The organism is Winogradskyella flava (assembly GCF_014243395.1).
GTDB classification, from domain to species: Bacteria; Bacteroidota; Bacteroidia; order Flavobacteriales; family Flavobacteriaceae; genus Winogradskyella; species Winogradskyella flava.
On the sequence record NZ_JACLCP010000007.1, the window covers coordinates 40,917 to 60,581 of the forward strand.

The window sequence follows — 19,665 nt, forward strand, 5'->3', positions numbered from 1 at the left end:
TCACATGGCCTTGATGATATATTGGTAAGGTAATAGGTCAACATTGACATTGAATTTGCTATAACCTGCATCTTTCAATTCTGCTATGACTTTATCTATAGAAATTTTGTGGTCTGTAGGTGGACCAACAGGAACTTCGATTTTAAAAAAATCGATAATGATTAGTTCTCCATCCACTTTTGTACCAGCTTTTACCTCCGAAAAATAAGCACTTCGGTTTTCTATGTGATGATAGGTGTTTACAATCAATACCATATCTACTTCTTCATCTTTTAAGTTAGGACTATCATATGGGATTTTACGAAGTTCAATATTTTTAATCTTATGGTCTTCAATACGCTTTTTTAAGGCATTTTGAAACTCATCACTAACATCAGCAGCGATAACATTTGCACCTTTCTCTGCGAGTTTTACGGAAAAATAACCAGAGCCAGCACCAATATCAATAATCCTTTTATTCTTTACATCACCCAAATACTCCAATACTTTTTCTGGTTTTTGGTAGGCATCTCTTTCTGGCGATTCAAAACGTTCAATTAGTTCGTCGGTTGAAGACTGATGCATATAGTCATTGGCAGAAGGTGTTACATGTTGTTTTTTACTTTCCTCATGATGCGTTTTAGTTTTATGCTCCGAACAGGCAGCAATTAAAAAAATGAAGCTTATTAATGGTAAAAGATATTTGGTTTTCATTTTACTTATTTGGTTTCATTAATCATTCTTAAAGTCTCTGATGATAGTCTCATATAAGCAGTGTACTAAAAAAAATGATTTTTTAGGATTGCACTAAACATAAATATAAAAAAAGCAGCTTTGTTTAAATACCAAAACTGCTATTATTTTTATAGGCTATCGACTCGTTTTTATTACTGCTTCGATCTTAAAAGCTTAAAGTATTGGTTGGTTGTTTCATCAAGTCGATTAATTATTTTTTTAAAGTTCTCTTGATTTGGTTCAAGATCAACATATTTGTCAATAATATTACTTCGCTTATAAATGAGAAAAGTATTTTTCACATTAGGATCTATTTTGTTCAGATTTATTTCTGAACTTTTATCTTTAAAGGAAGGAACAAAGGTTAAAGCGACCTTTTGTAAATCAAGTTCAGTTCCAAGTTTTTCCAATTCTTGAATTCTCTTGTCTTTGGTGTAGTTCGATTCTTTGCCATATACAAAAAACACTTTCAAATAGTTTTCTCTTTTTTGGCTTTCAAGGTCCAAAAATATAAGCCAATCTTTTACTTCATCCCAATTGGGTTTGTTACCAACAAAGTATAAAATCCCGTGATACCAACCGTATTTACAAATCGGACAGGTTTTTGTGCCTTTGTCTGCTCCATAAGCATGAAAAGGCGTAAAAGAAATAATATCTTCACCAATATTTTTGCCCGAATTTGAATGTTTTGGAGCTTGAACAGTGTAATCTGGAATATTTAAGCCCAAAACAATATTGCGTTCACCAATGTATAGATCTCCTTTTTGAACGAATCGGACAACGCCACTTCCACCTCGATTTTCCATTTTTTTTCTGTGCTTTGTAGTTAAAAGAGGATCATTATCAAATACAAAATTATCTATGTAATATGGATCTTTCATATTTTTCTCTTTAACCGTAATATGCACATGTGCTGCATCGTCTCTGTTTGGGTACGCTCCAGGTTTATCTGTGTAAAGCGAATATTTGCCTTGTTCATCTGTTTTTAACCAACCTCTAATGTAGCCATGAGTTTGTCCCAACTTATTTTTTGGCATATTTCGTTCCTCGGTTTCCTTGGTTGCGTAAATCCCATCAGTATTTGTTTGGTAATAGTATAGAATCACATTTGGAGCAGGTGTTTTGCCGTCTCGTTGATAAACGGTTCCCGTTAGAAGAATTTTTTGTCCTGCTTTCGCAAATGCTGGACTTGTATCACTTGATGATAAGTTTTGGGGCATTTTGTAATAAAAGGGCATTGATTTGTTAAAATCATCACTTAAGGTGTTGGTCTCCTTATTGTGAGTTTGCCCATTACAATTCACCAAATTTAAACACGTTGTCAGTAGGAGTCCAATTTTTAAAAGTCTTAACATTTTTGAAGTTTTTCAATAAATGTAGATGTTTCAGAGAATGTTCACTTTGCTTTTTGTCGTTACTTATCTATGTGGAGTCAATATATGTTTTACTGGAGTAGTTGGTGCCAGTTGCGCCTGTAATGTCTACTTAATCTAATAGTTTCATCATTTTCGAGTCTTGCATCATAATCACCGTTACTTCTCGATTTTAGTTCTTTAATGTACGTTGCATTTATAATTGTCGATCGATGTACTCTTAAGAAGCATTTTGGGTTAAGTTTAGTTTCAAATTCCTTTAAAGTTGTATTGTCTAAAAATTTTTGATCGTTTGTATAAATAATAGAATAGGGCTTATCAGTCGAGATAAGCTGAATTGTCGATGTTGGAATCGTAATAATTTTCGAGCCTACTTTTACTTTGATTTTTTCAAAATAACTCGTGGTTAAATCAGTTGGTTTATGTTTTGAAATATAAATTGCAGGGAAAACAGTATACCACAATACAGCAATAAAAAATTGATTTGAAAAGGCAGTATTAAACATAGTCGTAAAACGATGTGGTGTCGTAAATACCAAATGACTTACTAGCACAAATAGAGCGGTGAACACTAGGATATGGATAAAACTAAATGATATGGCAATTCCCAAATTTATAGGGAATCTACCCAATATGTTTTTTGGGTTAACAAGTTTTAATAGTCGGTTTATAGAAAGGGTCAATGGAATAAAAAATGCCCAGAACGTATTATAAAGCATTGATTCTGATAGATAAAATCCGGTATGTTTGATTCTACTGTATATATAATCTTGAAGTACTGCTAGTATAAAAACAAAAACTACAATAATTACACAGAGCGGTATTTTACCAATTCTTGGAATTTTGAATTTTTCGCTTATGTAAATCGATTGTTCCAATTATCTTTTGGCTATTTACTATGATATGCTTAAAGTTAGTAAAAGAAACCTGAACTTTAGTGTGTCTGTAAATTATTCTTAAAGGTTGCGATAGTAGCAATGGACTATACACGTTATTGTCAAAAGTTGTTGATTACAAATAAACAATTAAAGGGAGTTGAGGTCTTAAGTCGAATGTTTTTTGTTGAATATTATTATCAAAATAAAGTTCCATTAAATGTTCTGGGCCATTTTTAACGGTCAAGTTTTCAGTTCCGTTAACTGCTTTGATCGTTTCTGTATTTACATCTAAATCAGTTGATGTAATTATAATATTGGTAATCTTTTGCGCTCCATTTTTATGCTTATAAAATGCTCTCACAAAGTCATATTCTTCTGGGATGTTTTTTAAATCGGATAATGTTTCAAATCTATCAGATTCAATTTGGGGATAGACAACAAAAATTGAAGGTTCTTTAAGATGCTTTTTTGAGTTTTTTGCTGAATAGATAGATGTGTTTTCCTCCATCCAATCTTGATGGTAGCTTATTTTTTCGAATGGGATTTTTTCTGTTTTATAATCTTTTACTTTCAGAGCGATGCTGAAAGGGGAAGCTCCATTGTTTTGAAAGTTGGCTCTTTCCGTAAAATCTAAATCTTTATTTTTTAAAACATTGTCTTCCAGCTCGTTTTGGTTATAAACAAAAATCAATTCGAGGTAGCCATTCAAAAAATGAAAATACTTTCCTGCAGTTCCTTGTCCGTGGTGAACTGCAGAAAGTGAATCTGGTACAGCAGTAAATCCAATATCAGTTAAACGTTCTTTTGTTTTTTTCGGATTATTAACCCAAATATTGAGATGGTCAATTTGTAAGTCCGAAGCAATGTTTTTGGTAATTTCATCAGTACTATATTTGCTCTCTGTGTCTTTGCAAGACGATAGGCTAAACAATAAGATTAAGATTATAGTGTAATTACGGATGCTCATTTTAACGGTCTTATGTATGACTAGTACATGTTTAAGCAACTAATTTAGCAAATACAAACCGAATAGACATGAACGAAGTGAACTGTGCGTAGCAAAATCTGCTAGATACGAGAGAAGTGAACTGACGCAAACAAATTGTTGTTATGCATTGTTTTAAATGGTTTTTGACAATATATTTTCAATAAGTTGTTTGTCTGATTTATTTTTTTGATAGTGCCATAATCTTTTCCCAAATATTTTCGTTGACCAAAACCCCTTCTTTTAAGTTTTTAGCTCTGGTTTGTGAACTTCGTTCTCCTGGATAGTAAATATTGTCTCCTGGGATTATAGGTTCTACGTCATGAGTAAAATCAATGATTTCTTCTATTAGTTTTTGCTGTAGCCCTTTATCATTAAAAACTTCAGGGTAGATGCAGATATAAATTTGTGAAATGGCAGTCTCAATTTCCTTTGAACCTATTTTGTAGGTAGAGTTTCCTGCAGATAGTATAGTGGCCAGCATATCTAGTACAATAGAAAGGGCAGACCCTTTCCAGTAGCCGATTGGCAATCCGCGTTCTTTTAATAGAATTTTATCAGGATCATTAGAGAGTTCATTGTTGTCATCCCAACCTCCATGGTAAGGCAACTTTTGACCTCTTAATTTATAATCGTTAATCTTACCGAACGCAAATTGTGAAATTGCCATGTCCAATACAATAGGCCCCTTTTTTCTTGGTATGGATACAACAAAGGGGTTATTACCTATTCTGCTGTCTTTTCCACCCCAAGGTGGCATATTGGGTTTAGTATTTGTAAAAAGAATCGAAATACAATTGTCATTAGCTGCTTGTTTTCCATATGTTCCACCTCTCATCCAATGATTGGTGTTGCGTAATGCAACCATTCCCATTCCATGCTGTTTTGCTAACTCTACAGCTCTTTTTGTACACTTTGTTGCATTGACAATACCAGGACCTAGATTACCATCCCAACGTTCTATGTTGCCAAAAGAAGCTACCTTTTCTGCTTCGGCATCAATTTTAATTACACCTTTTTCAATATATTCAATAAAAAGAGGCACACGATTGATCCCATGAGAACTCACACCATCTAATGTGCTTTCTGTAAAAACATTAGCAATTAATTGGGCTTTTTCTGTGGTGAATTTATACTTAACGAAAAGTTCGTAAAGAACTTTTTGAATGTTTTCGGATGAAATTCGCATGAATACTTCTGTCTTATTTTAATTGTTTACAACGTGTTTGTGCATGCCTCGTTGCGTAGAGACTAAGATAGCAAAAGGGAAAGAATCTGAGGAAAACTCGGAGAATTTTCCGATTAAGACTTAAACACCAAAGCAATTCATTATAAACGGTTTCGGCTATGAGTAGTTGCGTGGTTTAGCAGTTAACTTTGCAAGTACTCACCAAACTGATGATCTGCGAGACACGAGCACAAAGTGTGAGCTGTGCGCTAGCAAATTTTTAGAAGTAGACGAAAACAAGCAATTACTCATAGTCATTGTGATGTGTTCGTACTTATTATTTAATTAAGAACTTTAGTTCATTACAAGTTTTGCTCGGTATAAACTCAGTCAATTCATAATCGGCTAGTTCATTTATGTTAAAAGGGTCTTTTTCAATGATTTTTTCAAGTTCTGATTTGTTTTCAACTCTAGACAAGATTATCCCGCCAGTTCTTGGAATTTTTCGTCCAGAAGCCAGAAAATTCCCCAATTCATATTGCTCATTTAGAAATTCAATATGTTCGTTTAAATAATGATCAACGTTTTCTAGTTCTGTTTTGTACGTCAGATTTATAATGAACATTTATTATTTGTTTTTAATTCAGTTTTCAGTTGCTATTGCGTTTGTTGTGGTATGACAGACAAGGTTTTTGTATACATTTCGCCAACACGAGCGGAGTGACTTGTCGCAGCAAACCATAAACTTAGTAAAAATGCTTGAAATTCCGATTAGGAATTTGAGAGTAATGAACTATAAACTTTATTAGCTACCGTTTTAATTGAATAGACTCACCAGGATCTAATTTTTCAATTCCACTTGAAAGATTTATCCAGATAGGAGCATTGTAAGAAGGATTTATGATTTGACGTTTGCCAATTTGTACGTTTTCAATGGCTAATAAATAGTTGGTCAGTTTACCATGACTTACAGACCATATATCTTTTGATTTACCAATTTTTTCACAAAATTCAACCATGTTTTCCCATCTTTCGTTATTGCCGAATTCCCATGAGTGCCCCCAAACATAAAAAACAGATAATTTTTGGTCATTCAATGCTAAATAAGAATCGAGATAATCCAAAACTTTGCTATCATGACAAGTAGGATGCCACATCATATAATTTCTTGGAAAATCAAATGCATGAGTGTCATCCACAGTTCTTCCATTTTTAATACCAGTTGAAGCAATTAATGTGGCTATAGAATCATTTGTACTTCCAAACGGATATGCCATACTTATAATTTCTCTATTGGTTAGTTTTTCTATTATTTCAAGGTCAGTATTGGTTTCCTCCAATACTTCCTCACTTGATATTCCAGTGAAATTTTTGTGTAAAGCTCCATGAGCGGCTATTTCATGATTTTTATAAATGATTGTTAAGGAATCTTTTGGAACATATCTTTGATATATCGTGTCTCCATTTTGTTGTGGCCAACCTCTTGTTGCTCCCAAGTATTTTGAATTCAAATTGAAGGTTCCAACAAGGCTATTTTCATCAAAAAGTTTAGCTAATTCAATATCTTGTATTGTTCCATCATCATAGCTTAACACTAAGGCTTTTGTTTTTCCTTTAGGATAAGTAAAATCAATAAAACTTGGCTTTTCATTGCATGAGAGCAGGAGCGAAATAAGTACGCAGGTTAATATTATATGACGAGTCATTCTTAAAATTATGGCTAATGTGTTTATGAATGGTTAAATGCGTAGAGACTAAGATAGCAAAAGGGAAAGAACCTGAGGAAAATTCTCCGAATTTTCCGATTAAGACTTAAACACCAAAGCAATTCATTATAAACGGTATTGGCAATAGTAATTTTTTAGTCTTTGGTTTTCTTTGTTAATTTATAACCACAAGCTATAACAGTTCCATTTTCTTTTTTAATAAGTTCTATTTCGTTTGTATTTACATTGACATAAAATAAGTCTACAGAATATTCACTAACTCCCAATTTTTCTACTTGCTTCCTTTTTTCTTTAACTAACCAACAAAATGAATTTATATCATCGATATAGGCTAACTCAATAAAGTCCACTTTTTTATTTTTAAATCTCTCGTCCGATTTGACTTTTTGCAGAGCAAGACAAGGTTCAGTCAGATTTTCAAATTCAGGATTGAGTGATAAGTCAGGAAATTTGTTTTCGGAAACCATTTTTCCGTCTTTGTCAAATTCCAATCCAAATGCGTGTTCAAATCCGTTATTCCGATAAGTGAAGAGAATCCAATAAGTGACATTATAGTTTGCTAATTCGTATAATTCGGGTTTGTCATATTCCGCTTTTACATTATCCAGATAATTAACTTGAAATTCTCCCATTACCAATTTATTGTAAAAGTCAATATTTGCACGTTTAACAATATATTCTTTTGCTTTTTTTAGGATAAAATCAGAATATTCCTCAATATTCTTAATGTCATAAGGATAAAAAGTGTTTTCTCTTTCTATTGAGTCTTTGTGCTTTATTCCAAATGGAATATAGTTTCTTGTTCGAGACGAATAAGTGCCTCCTAATTCCAGTTTATCAATATCATCACATTGAGCAAATCCATTGATTGAAATCAGAAAGATTATTAATATGCTAAAAGCTTGTTTCATTATTATTGCCAACACTGCGCTTAGCCATCAGAAGCAATGAACTATACACGTTGTTATGTTTTAGTTGTTTTATCAGATTACTCAATTCAGATTTCGGTTTTAATATTCATCAGGGTTAAGAACGATGTCAGTTACGTGATTTTTGTCTTTATCGTAAAATCTATAAACTAATTTTGTATTATATTTTTTGAAATATTCAGCTTGATTTTGGCTTTGCAGATTTTTCTTGAATTCAGGTTTAAATAATTCTTTAAAAGCCTGTGTATCTATATCAGATTTGCTGTCATTCAGAAGTGTGTAATTTTGTCTTAAAACATTCTTTTCAGGCGAAGTCACACTGTCAAGGCTCGTATTTGAGTCAAAAGTAAACGGACAGTCCTTATTCATAATTCTGGCTCTTTCCGCAATCGTATTTTCATTACTCAAAGTCAGCTCTTTTTTAGACTTAAATAATCTTGAACCGAAATTCACAGCAAGTACCATTATCGCTACAGTAACTGCTGTTCCAATTAAGCTCTTTTTTTTCTTTTGTTCCATTCAGATTTATTTTAGTTGAAAGTTTTTTGCCAATTAAACACAACGCTGCGCTATTTGCAGTTGTATGTTTTTTTGTGAAGATAATGAAAAATGGTGTCGATGATTTGCAATAGTTATCCCGCGCTATGGTTTTTAATTGCCAATTATCGACCTTAAGCTAGCTGGGGAAGCGAGCGTTAGCTTTGATTTTTCTTTTATTGGGAACAAAAAAAGAGCAACCACCGAGCGAAGCGACTGATGAATTCTTATTTTTAAAATATAAATGCCATGAATAATTGCATCTAGTGGCCTGATATGTCGAGTAAATGAGCCGTATCCCTAAGGGGGTATGGCTTATATACATTGTAGCCTCGGTTATTTATTTTTTAATTCTTTAATTCTAGTTTTATAGTATTCGTTATCACTTAATTCAGCAGCTTTCTGGGCAAACTTGAGTGCATTAGGAATATCATTTTGAGTTTCATAATAACCCGACATTGAATCATAGGCATTTGCACTTTTTGGGTAATAGTGGACGTTCATTTTAAAAAACATATGTGCCCTTTCAGTTTGCCCCATTTGCATATTCATATGGCCATAACCATTTAATAATTCCTCAATCATTGGAGGTACATGATAACCAAAATGGGCTAAATAGATCTCCTCTTGTTTTTTTAATAATTCAGTTAATTCTCCTACGGTTGTGTCCGGGTTGTTATATCTCTCTGGGGTTTTAAACTGATACCAGTTAAAAAGAAAAATTAATCCATCTCTCATTGAAGGTAAGGGCACCGTTCCATGTAAGTCTTCTGGATAAATTTTCCAAGAGAAATTTAATCCACTTTCAGTCCGCGATTCCATGAATTTTGAAAAATCGATTATTGAACGAGCAAACAGTGTAAATTCTGAGGTATCGGTCATAATATTATCTATTGTTATTTTTTCATCGAACATATGTAGTTGTTCTGCGGCGAGAGATACATAAAGTGATTTTCCTTTAAAACTTTTTGCCTTTAATTTTTCTTTCGTCTGTTTCAATAATTTTTGATCATCCCAATCCATACTTGGATCTATTGCGATGTAATTTTCAAATAGATGATTATGATTGAAGAGCGTGTTTATGGTAAATAAGCCAGCATAGGAATGGCCAATTAAGGTTCTATATGGTGTTGTAGGGTATGTATTATCAATATGTGGAATGAGTTCTCTCTCTATAAATTGCGTGAATATTCCTGCGCCTCCTGTTTCAGCGTCCATAATACTTCCTCGCCTCATTTTAACTTGGGACGTGGTTAGGTCTTTTATTCTGTTATTTTTATTTGAAATCCCAACAAGTATCATATGAGGTAAATAATGCCCCCAATAGTTATTATATACAGTTTCCAAAGTGTTTTGCAGAGAGAATCCATCTAGTAAATATACCACAGGATATTTTTGATCTCCATTTGGTTCGTAATTCTCAGGGAGCTTTACCCAAAATTCGCGATTTTCCTGAAGTGATGTTGAAAATAGGCTATCTACAACCTCTAATTCGATTGTCTTTGATTGTCCGATAATTTCTTGATGCAAAATAAATATTGAACAGATTGTTAATATTAACAGGGTATTTTTTTTCATTCTTTTATTGAAGTTTATTGAGGCTAACGGCGTGTTTGTTTATGGTTAGTGGGGTGTTTCAGCACTTAATTTAGTAAATAAAAACCAAATAGAATTTTCCCAAAGAATATTCGTAAGTAGACGAGTCCTAGCAATGAATTATGAAGGTTGTTACCTGCTGGTTTTTCTATAAATTTTGAATTACCTTTAGACAGAATTCAATATTCATAGAATTTTCCCTGAAAATCATAACTTCCTTTCCATCTGAATCAGTTATGAAAAACCTGTCTGGTTGACTTTTAGGTAGTTCTTTTGAAAAAGTTTTTACAAAAGCGCAAGCCGTTAAAAATGCTCCTAAATCTGATGGATGACTACCATCTGGTAAAAACAATTGTATATCTGGTCTTAATGCTTTAGCCAATTTCCAAGCTTCTCCAACCATTACAAGTCCGCAATCACTTTCTTTTGATGCTTGTTGAAACGTTTCTGTTATTGTTTCTTGATATTGTGGAATTTTTTGTGGAGCCCAAGTAACATATAAGTACGGTTTTGCACCAGACGCTTTAACTAGGTCAGATAGCTTTTTAGAATACATGAGAAATTCTTCCTTTTCCTTAACAGCTTCCTTACTTTGTCCTTGTAATACAACAATATCGTATTTTCCACTGCTTATTGCTTCTTTTGATTTAAGTCCTTTGTTGCCATTCCAATGGTCGCTTAATTTAGCTCCACCAGCAGTGCTTTTAGAGGTTATTAATTTAACTTTTGTACTGTCTGAAATCAAAGAAACAAGATGAGGCATATTAGAATAGTATGTGTAGCTGTTTCCAACAAATAAAACACTCAGGGTATCTTTTTTAACTTGGGCTAAACTCTGATTCGTTATTCCAATAAAGAAAATTATAAAAAATAAGTGCTTAGTAACTTTCATGTATGTTTTTAAATTTTACTTAATGGTCTTGTTCATGGTGTCGTTGCGGAAAATCAGTTGGTGCCTGAGCTTGTCGAAGACATGATTTTACGCCGTAACCGAAAGATAGCAAATTGCAATGACACGAGCATAGCGAACTGGTGAAGCAATTCCGATTAAGGAATTCAGCCGCAATGAGCTATGCACGTTGTTGTGCTTTCGTTATTTTTTATTTATCTCAATCTTAATTAATTCTTTCAATTCATTGACATCATTTAGCATTTTCTTTAATTCAATTAGTTGTCTTTTTTCTGTGTAATTTTTAAGATATAAAGCGTTCTCAAGAGTCAATATTATTTCTGGGTAGTTTTCTGTATAATTTAAATGGCTATTTTCTTTCAAGTGATAATTGTTTCTATAAAATCCTAAATTCCCAGCTTTTTGTAAATCACTCAAATAAACACTGTAATTCCCATTGGCTTGACTGACAATTCCTTCTTGTTTTCTTATCAGAGAAATTAACTTTTGTCTTATGAGAGAGGGCATTAATTTTATGTCTCCCGTAGTCTCTAACGTTCCAATAGTATTAGAATTAAATGATGGATACCAAAAAGCTAACTTAACTTCAGTTAGTGCATTTATCATTTCGATGAGTTTTAAATTTGATGCTTTAGTAAGTTCTAAATATTCCTCATATGAATTTATACTTTCATCAATTCGAATAATTACTGTTTTTAGATTATGTGTCTCATCATCCAAGTCTCCTTCTAATTGGTAATAAAAATTACGGATTATATTATTTTGTTTGCGGTTTTCATTCCAATTATTTATTCCCAATGCAATTAAAATTCCAATAACAACAAGTACAATTTCTCCAATCGCATATTTTAGATACTTTCCAGTTTTACCTTTTGAAAGTAAATCTTGTCTAATTTTTCTAAAGAATTTTATCATATTCTATTTCCCGAGAAAGCGGGAATCTTAATGGTTGGTTATAATGAAGCACAACGTTGTTGTGCATGGTTAGTTGCGTGAGACCTAAGATAGCAAATAAGTAGAAACCCATTGTTCATGAGCGAGGATTTTCCGAAAGGAAAATCAAACGCAATGAATTATACACATTGCTGCCAAAAGTACTTTACTTTGATAAATCGTTAAGCTTATCTTTTTCTTTTTTCGATAACTTATCGTAACCTTTTTTATTTATTTTATCCAAAATTCGGTTTAATTCGTTCTGTTTTGAGGCTTTGTTCGAATTATATTTATCTTCTATTGTTACAACATTTTTGGTTTTTGAAAAAGGATTCTGAACTATTAAAAAATGCGGTTTCTTTACGATTAGATATAAAAAAGTCAAAGATGGTATTAGGATTAGGATTATTGGAAAGTAATTCGTCTGTATAATGCTTGGATTTATTCCAATTGCTATTATAAGCCCGACAATTCCTCCACCTAAATGAGCCTCGTGTCCAATGTTATCTTTTTTTGTTTTAATTCCATAGATTGAATATAAGACATAAGCTATTCCATAAAGCCAAGCAGGAATAAAAATTGGAAGTAAAATAAAACCTATTTCCATTCCAGGGAATAATCCGATTGAGGCAAATACCAATCCACTAACTGCTCCCGAAGCTCCAATCGCAGAATAGTCAGGATGATTTCTATGAATATAAAGAGCAAGTAAATTTCCACCAATTAAACTTACGAAGTACAATGCTATAAACGCTGGTATTCCGATATATACTTCCAAGCTTTGACTAAAAAGATATAAGGTTATCATATTAAATGTAAAGTGAGTCCAATCAGCGTGCAAAAATCCAGAGGTGACAAGTCTTTTGTAATCTTTATCGACCAGTATTCGGTCAACATTGAATAAAAACTTATCGAAAAATATGAAATCATTTAAGCCTTTATAGGTTACAATTCCATTCGCAATGATAAGTAACAATGCAATAATTCCGATTTCCTCCATTTTTTGTTTTAATTGTGGCTAACGCAGGGCTATGTGTAGCCACGTTTTGGATTTTAAATATAGCGAATATATTCGCTGCTATTTATAAATACAAGATAAACGTGGACAGGTTGCATATAGCCATTGATATGTACAGTTTTCCTCGATGGCGCCCAAAGGTGATTGAAGGACATATACCTAATGCATACGCCATATGCAATCTGGCATAGCCCTGCGATGATGTACATATCTCAAGTGGTGGGAATTGGAGCGCAGCGACAATGTAGCAACTTGAGTTCACCTTTTGGTGAATTGTACATCATCGTGTTCGTGTATGGTTAGTTGCTGTTAGCGCTAAGTTAGCAAAAAGAAACTGCGTGAAGGAAATTCGGCAGAATTTCCGTGGTAATCTTTAAACACCATCCAGCAATTGACTATACACGTTGTTAGGTGTAGTTTATTCAGATTTCAACTCCGTCAGAATTTAATTCATATTTCGTTCCATTCCAATCGGTCAATTCAATTCTGTCATCATTAATTTTAAATTCTTCCTTTCCATCTGGATTCACAAAAATATCTTTGGCTCCGAAAGTCCATTTTTCGTTTCCGTTTTTGTCGATTCGGCTAATCTGAAGTTCTCCATGTATAATAAAGTCGCCTTCAAATTCGTAAATTCCAAAACAGGTTGCAATGTCAAATTGTTTTCTCCAGTTGGCAGATAAATCCGTTATATTTAAGCAATAAACTTTATCAGAACAGCAGATATAGATTCTGTCATTTTTTATGAGGAATGAGTTTTCGGAAATTCCAGTTGCGCCTCCATTTTCCAATAATATTACGCTGCATTTTTCAATTCCGTTTTCTATTATCCTAATTCCGTGTTTAGAGGAAGGTTGATATTCTAATTTATGACCTAAATCGGCTGGATACTGTTTCTTAAATTTCTGACTGAATTTTGCTGAATCCAAATCAGATTCATCTGTTATTTCGATTACGAAATTTTCATGTTTTAATATCATTTTCAGGGTTTGGTCAAATTACACCTAACGGCCAGACGGGTAAGGCGAGTTGCGATGTTTGAGTAACAAATATAAGCAATAGAAGCCTTTAGACGTTATTCGCTTTACCCGATGTTAGTGGCAGTTCCTAGTAGGGATTGCTTTTCATTGTTGTAAAAGGAAATGGCCATATGCTATTGCCAGCGAATAGCGGTCGTGCTGTCTGGCCGTTAGTGGCAATAGAGCAAAAAGAAGTTTCGCGATAAGCGAAACGGTTTTCTCGTGCGAAGCATTGCCACTAACACATAAATATATCTGTATTTATGTCTCTATTTTCTAATATAGAAATTATTTATAAACTTAAGCATATCAATGGTTAATTAATTTTTTGTTATCATGTATTTTGTATATCAAATTGCTTATATTTAACTCTAGTGATATACAATATACCTGTATGGATTTTAAAAAATATAAATTTTCAACAGCCAAGCATAAAGATCAGGATGTTATTCTAATTAAATTTCAATTCAATAAGGATTTAATTAGAGATCTTAGGCAACGTTTTCCTTCTGCAAAATGGAGCGCAACAAAAAAGTCATGGTATTTACCAGACTTGCCGGTAGTAAGGGATGCTCTAAAGTTAAAGTCCAAAAATATGGTCAAGGCAAAAGCCTTAAAAATTCATCCCATAAATCAACAAGCATACTTGGACTTTGATAAACAGCTTACACTTAAAAAATATAGTCAAAATACAAGACGGATGTATTTGAGTGACTTCTTCCATTTACTTAATCTTTTGGATGATTATGATGTTGCAGACCTTTCACCTAAGCGTCTAAAGGACTACTTTCTCTATTGCATAAAAGTGGAAAAAATGGGCGAACGAAAGATGAATGGTAAGATAAATGCCATTAAATTTTATTTTGAACAGGTATTACACCGTCCAAAAATGTTTTTCGATATTCCGCGCCCCAAAAAGCCAATGACCTTACCAAAAATGTTAAGCAAATCAGAAGTCAGAAAGCTTTTTAGGGTAACTACGAATCTTAAACATAGAATAGGCTTAGAATTAGCTTATGGCATGGGATTGCGCGTCTCTGAGGTCGTGGGCTTAAAAATTAAGGATATAGACAGTAAGAGAATGGTTGTACATGTTTGCAGCTCTAAAGGTAAAAAAGACCGATATGTACCATTACCCGAATCTATTTTGCCTGAACTCAGGGAATATTACTTAAGATATAAGCCAAAAATATATTTGCTAGAAGGACAGTATGGTGGTGCTTATGCCAAATCGAGTTTACAACAGGTATTTAAGACGGCTATGAAAAAAGCTGGTATTAAAAAGGATATAGGTATACATGGTCTTAGACACTCATACGCTACTCATTTGTTGGAGTCTGGCGCAGATATGCGCTTTATTCAAGAATTACTTGGGCATAATTCTATAAAAACTACCCAAATTTACACCAAGGTTACCCCAAGAAGTAAATCAAAAATTAAAAGTCCATTAGATAGTTTATAGAACCTCCCTTTTTTGAAAGTATTAAACTTTTATAATGTCCTTGTATTCTTCAAAAAAAGTTTCAAACAAAGTCATATTAACATTAAAGAATTCCATAACATCGCGCCAAGTATTTTTGTTATGGATAGATACCTTTTGCTCTAAAGGCAGGTATATACGAGAGATTTCTTTGCCATTGTCTAAATAGTATTCCTCTTCGTAAATGGCATCTGGTAAATACTCGTCTTTTAAGATGCCTTTTAAAGCCACTAATTTTTCCCAACAGTTAATTCGATTTTCTAAATCGTCTTCGAGGTCTAAGGCGATTAATGCAGACTTGGTATCAAAATAAAATTTAAAGGACAAACCTTTTATTTTGGTGTTGTATAGCAACCATTTTCTTGGAAAGGACTTTCCGAAGCTGGTCCAGAATTCTTGTCTTAATATGCGACTTTCTTCTTTACTAAACATTGAAGTGGGTTGATATACTCTTACAATATTACGTCAGTTCGAGCGATTTTCAATAGAAAATTGTATCGAGAACCTCATCGTTTATATCTCATAAGATTCTCGATACTACTTTATCAGATTTCTATCTGCTAAATTCACTCGACACGAGGCAAAGCTGAACTGAGCGTAGCTAATTGATAGATAAAAAATAGAATATTCTTAAATAAAATATGCAATTAAAATACCCAAGCAAATGGCAACCAGTTTTGATAAATTAAACTTATGCCCTTCACCAGTTTCAAACAAAATGGTGGTTGCAATATGTAAAAAGATGCCTATTACTAATGCATTAATACTTATAAGAATATGTGGGTCTATTGAAGACAAATTAGACACTAAGGTACCCAAGGGTGTCATGGCGGCAAAAACCAATATAAAACTAATGGCCTGCTCTTTCATATATTTAGATTGCAATAAAAAAGAGGTTAACAATGCTGCAATTGGTATTTTATGTATAAATACGCCATAAACCATATCATTATGCTGGTGAATTGGAAAACCCTCTAAAAAACTATGGATGCATAGGCTTATAAATAGTATCCATGGGAATTTAGTATCTTCTTTGTGTATATGTACATGACCATGTTCTGCTCCTTTTGAGAAAAATTCTAAAATAATCTGCAACAGAATTCCACACATTATAAAAAATCCGGACTGCTTGGCATCGAGATGCTCGTAAACTTCTGGTAGCAGGTCGAAAAGTGTTAGAGCCAATAAAAATGCACCACTAAAGGATAATAGTAATTTGGTATAAATGGATTTTTGCCTTTTGGTTAAAAATGCTATGATCACACCAATAATTATGGCATATATAGGTAAAAGGTATTTATTCATACGACATCTACTTAAAAATCATAATTAAGCGCTCGGACTTGTCTTTATGGTACTTACGTAATTTATAATCTCCAAAAATATCCAGTAAATGTACACCTGCTTTTTCAAACAAGTTTTTGAAGTCTTCTAGCGTCAAAGCTTTTACACGTTCCTGAAATTGATACTCCAGATCGTCCACATTAAAACGTATATCTTTTACAATGTAACCATCTTCCAAGCTGCGTTTTTGATGAAAGCCTATACCGTCCACAGTTTTGACGTCTTCCGGAATCAGGTTGTCCATAACATAATTGACGTTCATAAAGTCAATTACTCCAAAGCCAAATTCATTGAGTTCTTCTTTGATTGCTGCAATGGTTTTGAGGTTACAGATATCATCTTCAAAATAGCCAAAGCTCGTAAAGAGATTAAATACAGCATCGAATGTATCTGGATAAGGTTTGGTCATATCGTGCACATCAAACTTCAAACTCTCATTTTCGTACTGTTTAGCATGGTTAATGCTTTGTTCGGATAAATCAACACCAGTAACATTATAACCCAAGGTATTGAGATATATGGAATGTCTGCCCTTACCACAGGCCAAATCCAAAATCTTTCCGTGTTCTGGAATATTGAGATAGTTGGTAAGATTATCCATGAATGCCTGGGCTTCGGTATAATCTCTGTCCTTATATAAAATGTGGTAAAATGGTGTGTCGAACCACGAAGCGTACCATTGTTTTGTTGATTTTGTCATAATATAATGCGTCCTGCAAAAATAGTGTAAATTTGCAATCTCTCAGACGTAATGTATGGACAATAATTTCAAGATGGTGGCCAAAACTTTATTTGGCTTCGAAGATATTTTAGCAAAAGAATTGACCCAGCTCGGAGCTATGGAGGTAGAAAAAGGTGTACGTAATGTTAGCTTCGTTGGCGATAAGGGCTTTATGTATAAAGCCAATCTTGGTATTAGAACGGCCATAAAAATCCTAAAACCCATTAAATCATTCAGAGTTACAAGGGAAGACGACCTTTACAAAAATGTAAAAAACATAAAATGGGAAAACTACTTAAAGGCTGATGGTTCTTTAGCAGTAGACGCCACGGTTCATCATAGCGTGTTTACCCATTCGCAATACACAGCTTTAAAAACCAAGGATGCTATCGTAGATCGTTTTAGGGAAAATAACGGTACGCGTCCTAATGTAGATTTGCGTTTTCCGGATTTAAAGATTAACGTTCACATAGATAGACAACGTTGCACTATTTCATTAGATACTTCTGGCGAATCCTTGCACAGAAGAGGTTATAAGACTGCTACTAATATTGCACCAATCAATGAGGTATTGGCAGCAGGATTAATTATGATGAGCGGTTGGGATGGTCAAACGGATTTTATGGATCCTATGTGTGGTAGTGGCACCATATTGGCAGAAGCTGCCATGATTGCTTGTAACATTCCGCCAAACCTTATGCGTAAGGAATTTGCTTTTGAGCGTTGGGAAGATTGGGACGTGGATTTGCTTGAAACTATAGAGGAATCCTTATTAAAGAAGACACGCGATTTTCATCACAAGATTATTGGCTATGATAAATCGCCTTCGGCTATCAATAAAGCTAAGGAGAATATAAAAAATGCGCATTTGGATGAGTTTATTCACATTCAGCATGAAGATTTCTTTAAAACTCAAAAGGCTGGAACTGAAAAGTTGCATATGGTATTTAATCCACCTTATGGAGAACGTTTAGAAAACTTGAATGTAGAGGAGTTTTACGGTAATATAGGGACAACGCTGAAACATGGTTATGCCAATACGGATGCTTGGTTAATTACATCAAATCTTGAAGCCTTAAAATGTATTGGACTTAGACCATCCAGAAAAATAAAAGTCTTTAACGCCAAGTTAGAATCGCGCTTGGTGAAATACGAGATGTACGAGGGCAGCAAAAAGGCCAAAAAACAAAATCATTGAACCATCTTGCGTTCATCAGGGTTTTGTCCTCCTACTTGTGTCTTTGGATACGTATCAAATAAGTCGTTGACCAATCCTTTTATATAGGGTTCTAGCTTCCTCTTTGCCTTATTAAGGTCGCACAGCACTGAAGCATGCCACAATACGTCATTAGTTTCAAAATCGGCTACATACACAATTAGGGTTTCTTCTTCATAAGTTTCTTGATGAATTTTGCATTCTTCCCAATATTCAAGCTGTTCGGAATGTTCACAATTTTTAAACTCAACGGTTTCTTCACTTATTAATATCCTAAAACCAGCTTGCAATTGTGGGCTCAAGACATTGGTTCTGTGTGCCTTACTTTCCATTTCTTCTGCAACCGCATCACCAATTATGCGTCTCACTTGGTCATTATCCAGTTGCGGATAATCATTATGTTCTACAGCAAAATCACCAATGCATAATACATAGGTGTCGTACTGGTTAAAATCAACATTGAGGTTGTAATCGTAAACAACTTCGGTCGTTGCAGCACAATTATATAAAAGTAGTAACAGAAAACCGTAAATTATAGAATGGACTCTCATAACAATGTAATTTAAAATGTATTTAAAGTTCTTAATTACTTGCCAGAAATACTATGACATATATCAAGTTTATAAAAGGAATGCTAATTAATGAGAGAGTTCTTCAAGTTGTGTATGGTAATCGTATTGTAAATCTTCATGTAGGACGCTTATTTTTTTCTTGATGGAAATAATTTGGCGTTCGTACAAATTGCTTAGTGTTCTATTTCTATGAATTGAGGGTCTAAGGTCGTTTAAGCGATCACAAAAGTAGAGTAGGAGCTCAACTTCTGTAGATTTTTTAGAAGAATAACGACTATAGACTCTAATCTGTCTCAAAATCTTTCTAATCGTCTTTTTCATATAGAAATAGCTGTCAGTATTTATACCTTCAAAAAGTTCATCTAGCGAAGATTTTACACTTACAATATATCCATCTTCGTCATGGGCTTCAAATAGTAAATAGGTAAGTAGCGCTTTATTCTCTTTTTTAAATTTGCCTAAACGTAAACACAACTCCAATAAATCTTCTTTGGGCAAATGTTGTAATTCCTTTTTTATGGTAACAATAGATTCAATTTTCATAC

21 protein-coding genes are annotated in these 19,665 nt (G+C 33.5%); 2 read left to right on the forward strand and 19 right to left on the reverse strand.

All coding sequences use genetic code 11. The annotated features are described in order from the left end of the window. The 14 genes from H7F21_RS16615 to H7F21_RS16680 all read right to left on the reverse strand — a co-directional run bounded on the left by H7F21_RS16615 (window position 1) and on the right by H7F21_RS16680 (window position 13,748). A complete protein-coding gene (locus H7F21_RS16615; RefSeq protein WP_185790442.1) occupies window positions 1-693 on the reverse strand; it encodes a class I SAM-dependent methyltransferase in 693 nt (230 codons plus the stop codon). A 173-nt stretch (window positions 694-866) separates the two neighbouring features. Further along, the gene (locus H7F21_RS16620) at window positions 867-2,069 is read right to left on the reverse strand and encodes a dioxygenase family protein (protein WP_185790443.1); all 1,203 of its coding nucleotides are present in this window, start codon (window positions 2,067-2,069) and stop codon (window positions 867-869) included. An 89-nt stretch (window positions 2,070-2,158) separates the two neighbouring features. Continuing rightward, on the reverse strand, window positions 2,159-2,965 hold the full coding sequence (locus tag H7F21_RS16625; RefSeq protein WP_185790444.1) for a LytR/AlgR family response regulator transcription factor: 807 nt from the start codon (window positions 2,963-2,965) through the stop codon (window positions 2,159-2,161). Window positions 2,966-3,098: 133 nt separating this feature from the next. Next, on the reverse strand, window positions 3,099-3,932 hold the full coding sequence (locus tag H7F21_RS16630; RefSeq protein ID WP_185790445.1) for a VOC family protein: 834 nt from the start codon (window positions 3,930-3,932) through the stop codon (window positions 3,099-3,101). 199 nt (window positions 3,933-4,131) lie between these two features. Continuing rightward, entirely contained in the window at window positions 4,132-5,139 is a 1,008-nt protein-coding gene (gene yiaK / locus H7F21_RS16635; protein ID WP_185790446.1) for a 3-dehydro-L-gulonate 2-dehydrogenase, read from the reverse strand. Between the two features lie 316 nt (window positions 5,140-5,455). Next, window positions 5,456-5,743: a YciI family protein gene (locus tag H7F21_RS16640; protein WP_185790447.1), complete on the reverse strand. Its 288-nt coding sequence runs from the start codon at window positions 5,741-5,743 to the stop codon at window positions 5,456-5,458. 184 nt (window positions 5,744-5,927) lie between these two features. Further along, the gene (locus H7F21_RS16645) at window positions 5,928-6,824 is read right to left on the reverse strand and encodes a polysaccharide deacetylase family protein (protein WP_185790448.1); all 897 of its coding nucleotides are present in this window, start codon (window positions 6,822-6,824) and stop codon (window positions 5,928-5,930) included. A gap of 155 nt (window positions 6,825-6,979) precedes the next feature. Then, window positions 6,980-7,756, reverse strand: a complete 777-nt coding sequence (locus H7F21_RS16650; protein WP_185790449.1) for a hypothetical protein — start codon at window positions 7,754-7,756, stop codon at window positions 6,980-6,982. Between the two features lie 99 nt (window positions 7,757-7,855). Beyond that, window positions 7,856-8,293 (reverse strand): hypothetical protein, encoded by a 438-nt coding sequence (locus tag H7F21_RS16655; RefSeq protein WP_185790450.1) that lies wholly within the window; start codon window positions 8,291-8,293, stop codon window positions 7,856-7,858. A 354-nt stretch (window positions 8,294-8,647) separates the two neighbouring features. Continuing rightward, window positions 8,648-9,889 (reverse strand): alpha/beta hydrolase-fold protein, encoded by a 1,242-nt coding sequence (locus H7F21_RS16660; RefSeq protein ID WP_185790451.1) that lies wholly within the window; start codon window positions 9,887-9,889, stop codon window positions 8,648-8,650. A gap of 166 nt (window positions 9,890-10,055) precedes the next feature. After that, complete coding sequence (locus tag H7F21_RS16665) at window positions 10,056-10,799, reverse strand: SGNH/GDSL hydrolase family protein (protein ID WP_185790452.1); 744 nt, start codon at window positions 10,797-10,799, stop codon at window positions 10,056-10,058. Between the two features lie 201 nt (window positions 10,800-11,000). Beyond that, window positions 11,001-11,732 carry a DUF6090 family protein gene (locus H7F21_RS16670; RefSeq protein ID WP_185790453.1) on the reverse strand — a complete coding sequence of 244 codons (732 nt, stop codon included), beginning with the start codon at window positions 11,730-11,732 and terminating at the stop codon, window positions 11,001-11,003. 184 nt (window positions 11,733-11,916) lie between these two features. Continuing rightward, window positions 11,917-12,750, reverse strand: coding sequence for a rhomboid family protein (locus H7F21_RS16675; protein ID WP_185790454.1), 834 nt, complete (start codon window positions 12,748-12,750; stop codon window positions 11,917-11,919). A 440-nt stretch (window positions 12,751-13,190) separates the two neighbouring features. Continuing rightward, the gene (locus tag H7F21_RS16680) at window positions 13,191-13,748 is read right to left on the reverse strand and encodes a hypothetical protein (protein ID WP_185790455.1); all 558 of its coding nucleotides are present in this window, start codon (window positions 13,746-13,748) and stop codon (window positions 13,191-13,193) included. Window positions 13,749-14,181: 433 nt separating this feature from the next. Here H7F21_RS16680 and H7F21_RS16685 point away from each other — a divergent pair, with 433 nt between their 5' ends. Then, a complete protein-coding gene (locus tag H7F21_RS16685) occupies window positions 14,182-15,249 on the forward strand; it encodes a tyrosine-type recombinase/integrase (RefSeq protein ID WP_185790456.1) in 1,068 nt (355 codons plus the stop codon). Window positions 15,250-15,270: 21 nt separating this feature from the next. Here H7F21_RS16685 and H7F21_RS16690 read toward each other — a convergent pair whose 3' ends face one another. The 3 genes from H7F21_RS16690 to H7F21_RS16700 all read right to left on the reverse strand — a co-directional run bounded on the left by H7F21_RS16690 (window position 15,271) and on the right by H7F21_RS16700 (window position 17,311). Beyond that, window positions 15,271-15,699: a DUF4268 domain-containing protein gene (locus H7F21_RS16690; RefSeq protein ID WP_185790457.1), complete on the reverse strand. Its 429-nt coding sequence runs from the start codon at window positions 15,697-15,699 to the stop codon at window positions 15,271-15,273. Window positions 15,700-15,897: 198 nt separating this feature from the next. Then, complete coding sequence (locus tag H7F21_RS16695) at window positions 15,898-16,572, reverse strand: ZIP family metal transporter (RefSeq protein WP_185790458.1); 675 nt, start codon at window positions 16,570-16,572, stop codon at window positions 15,898-15,900. A 7-nt stretch (window positions 16,573-16,579) separates the two neighbouring features. Beyond that, on the reverse strand, window positions 16,580-17,311 hold the full coding sequence (locus tag H7F21_RS16700) for a class I SAM-dependent methyltransferase (RefSeq protein WP_185790459.1): 732 nt from the start codon (window positions 17,309-17,311) through the stop codon (window positions 16,580-16,582). Between the two features lie 55 nt (window positions 17,312-17,366). On the opposite strand from H7F21_RS16700, the gene H7F21_RS16705 reads away from it, so the two are divergent. After that, window positions 17,367-18,530 (forward strand): THUMP domain-containing class I SAM-dependent RNA methyltransferase, encoded by a 1,164-nt coding sequence (locus tag H7F21_RS16705; RefSeq protein ID WP_185790460.1) that lies wholly within the window; start codon window positions 17,367-17,369, stop codon window positions 18,528-18,530. Here the strand turns inward: H7F21_RS16705 and H7F21_RS16710 are convergent. Both H7F21_RS16710 and H7F21_RS16715 read right to left on the reverse strand, forming a co-directional pair. Next, the gene (locus H7F21_RS16710) at window positions 18,524-19,099 is read right to left on the reverse strand and encodes a DUF4136 domain-containing protein (RefSeq protein ID WP_185790461.1); all 576 of its coding nucleotides are present in this window, start codon (window positions 19,097-19,099) and stop codon (window positions 18,524-18,526) included. The two genes, H7F21_RS16705 and H7F21_RS16710, sit on opposite strands and share 7 nt — an antisense overlap. A gap of 87 nt (window positions 19,100-19,186) precedes the next feature. Next, entirely contained in the window at window positions 19,187-19,663 is a 477-nt protein-coding gene (locus tag H7F21_RS16715) for a hypothetical protein (protein ID WP_185790462.1), read from the reverse strand. Window positions 19,664-19,665 lie beyond the last annotated feature (2 nt).

Coding starts and splice junctions, on each gene's coding strand:
- H7F21_RS16615 (WP_185790442.1), bottom strand. CDS start 693: ATGAAAACCAAATATCTTTTACCATTAATAAGCTTCATTTTTTTAATT.
- H7F21_RS16620 (WP_185790443.1), bottom strand. CDS start 2,069: ATGTTAAGACTTTTAAAAATTGGACTCCTACTGACAACGTGTTTAAAT.
- H7F21_RS16630 (WP_185790445.1), bottom strand. CDS start 3,932: ATGAGCATCCGTAATTACACTATAATCTTAATCTTATTGTTTAGCCTA.
- yiaK (WP_185790446.1), bottom strand. CDS start 5,139: ATGCGAATTTCATCCGAAAACATTCAAAAAGTTCTTTACGAACTTTTC.
- H7F21_RS16640 (WP_185790447.1), bottom strand. CDS start 5,743: ATGTTCATTATAAATCTGACGTACAAAACAGAACTAGAAAACGTTGAT.
- H7F21_RS16645 (WP_185790448.1), bottom strand. CDS start 6,824: ATGACTCGTCATATAATATTAACCTGCGTACTTATTTCGCTCCTGCTC.
- H7F21_RS16650 (WP_185790449.1), bottom strand. CDS start 7,756: ATGAAACAAGCTTTTAGCATATTAATAATCTTTCTGATTTCAATCAAT.
- H7F21_RS16655 (WP_185790450.1), bottom strand. CDS start 8,293: ATGGAACAAAAGAAAAAAAAGAGCTTAATTGGAACAGCAGTTACTGTA.
- H7F21_RS16660 (WP_185790451.1), bottom strand. CDS start 9,889: ATGAAAAAAAATACCCTGTTAATATTAACAATCTGTTCAATATTTATT.
- H7F21_RS16665 (WP_185790452.1), bottom strand. CDS start 10,799: ATGAAAGTTACTAAGCACTTATTTTTTATAATTTTCTTTATTGGAATA.
- H7F21_RS16670 (WP_185790453.1), bottom strand. CDS start 11,732: ATGATAAAATTCTTTAGAAAAATTAGACAAGATTTACTTTCAAAAGGT.
- H7F21_RS16675 (WP_185790454.1), bottom strand. CDS start 12,750: ATGGAGGAAATCGGAATTATTGCATTGTTACTTATCATTGCGAATGGA.
- H7F21_RS16680 (WP_185790455.1), bottom strand. CDS start 13,748: ATGATATTAAAACATGAAAATTTCGTAATCGAAATAACAGATGAATCT.
- H7F21_RS16685 (WP_185790456.1), top strand. CDS start 14,182: ATGGATTTTAAAAAATATAAATTTTCAACAGCCAAGCATAAAGATCAG.
- H7F21_RS16690 (WP_185790457.1), bottom strand. CDS start 15,699: ATGTTTAGTAAAGAAGAAAGTCGCATATTAAGACAAGAATTCTGGACC.
- H7F21_RS16695 (WP_185790458.1), bottom strand. CDS start 16,572: ATGAATAAATACCTTTTACCTATATATGCCATAATTATTGGTGTGATC.
- H7F21_RS16700 (WP_185790459.1), bottom strand. CDS start 17,311: ATGACAAAATCAACAAAACAATGGTACGCTTCGTGGTTCGACACACCA.
- H7F21_RS16705 (WP_185790460.1), top strand. CDS start 17,367: ATGGACAATAATTTCAAGATGGTGGCCAAAACTTTATTTGGCTTCGAA.
- H7F21_RS16710 (WP_185790461.1), bottom strand. CDS start 19,099: ATGAGAGTCCATTCTATAATTTACGGTTTTCTGTTACTACTTTTATAT.
- H7F21_RS16715 (WP_185790462.1), bottom strand. CDS start 19,663: ATGAAAATTGAATCTATTGTTACCATAAAAAAGGAATTACAACATTTG.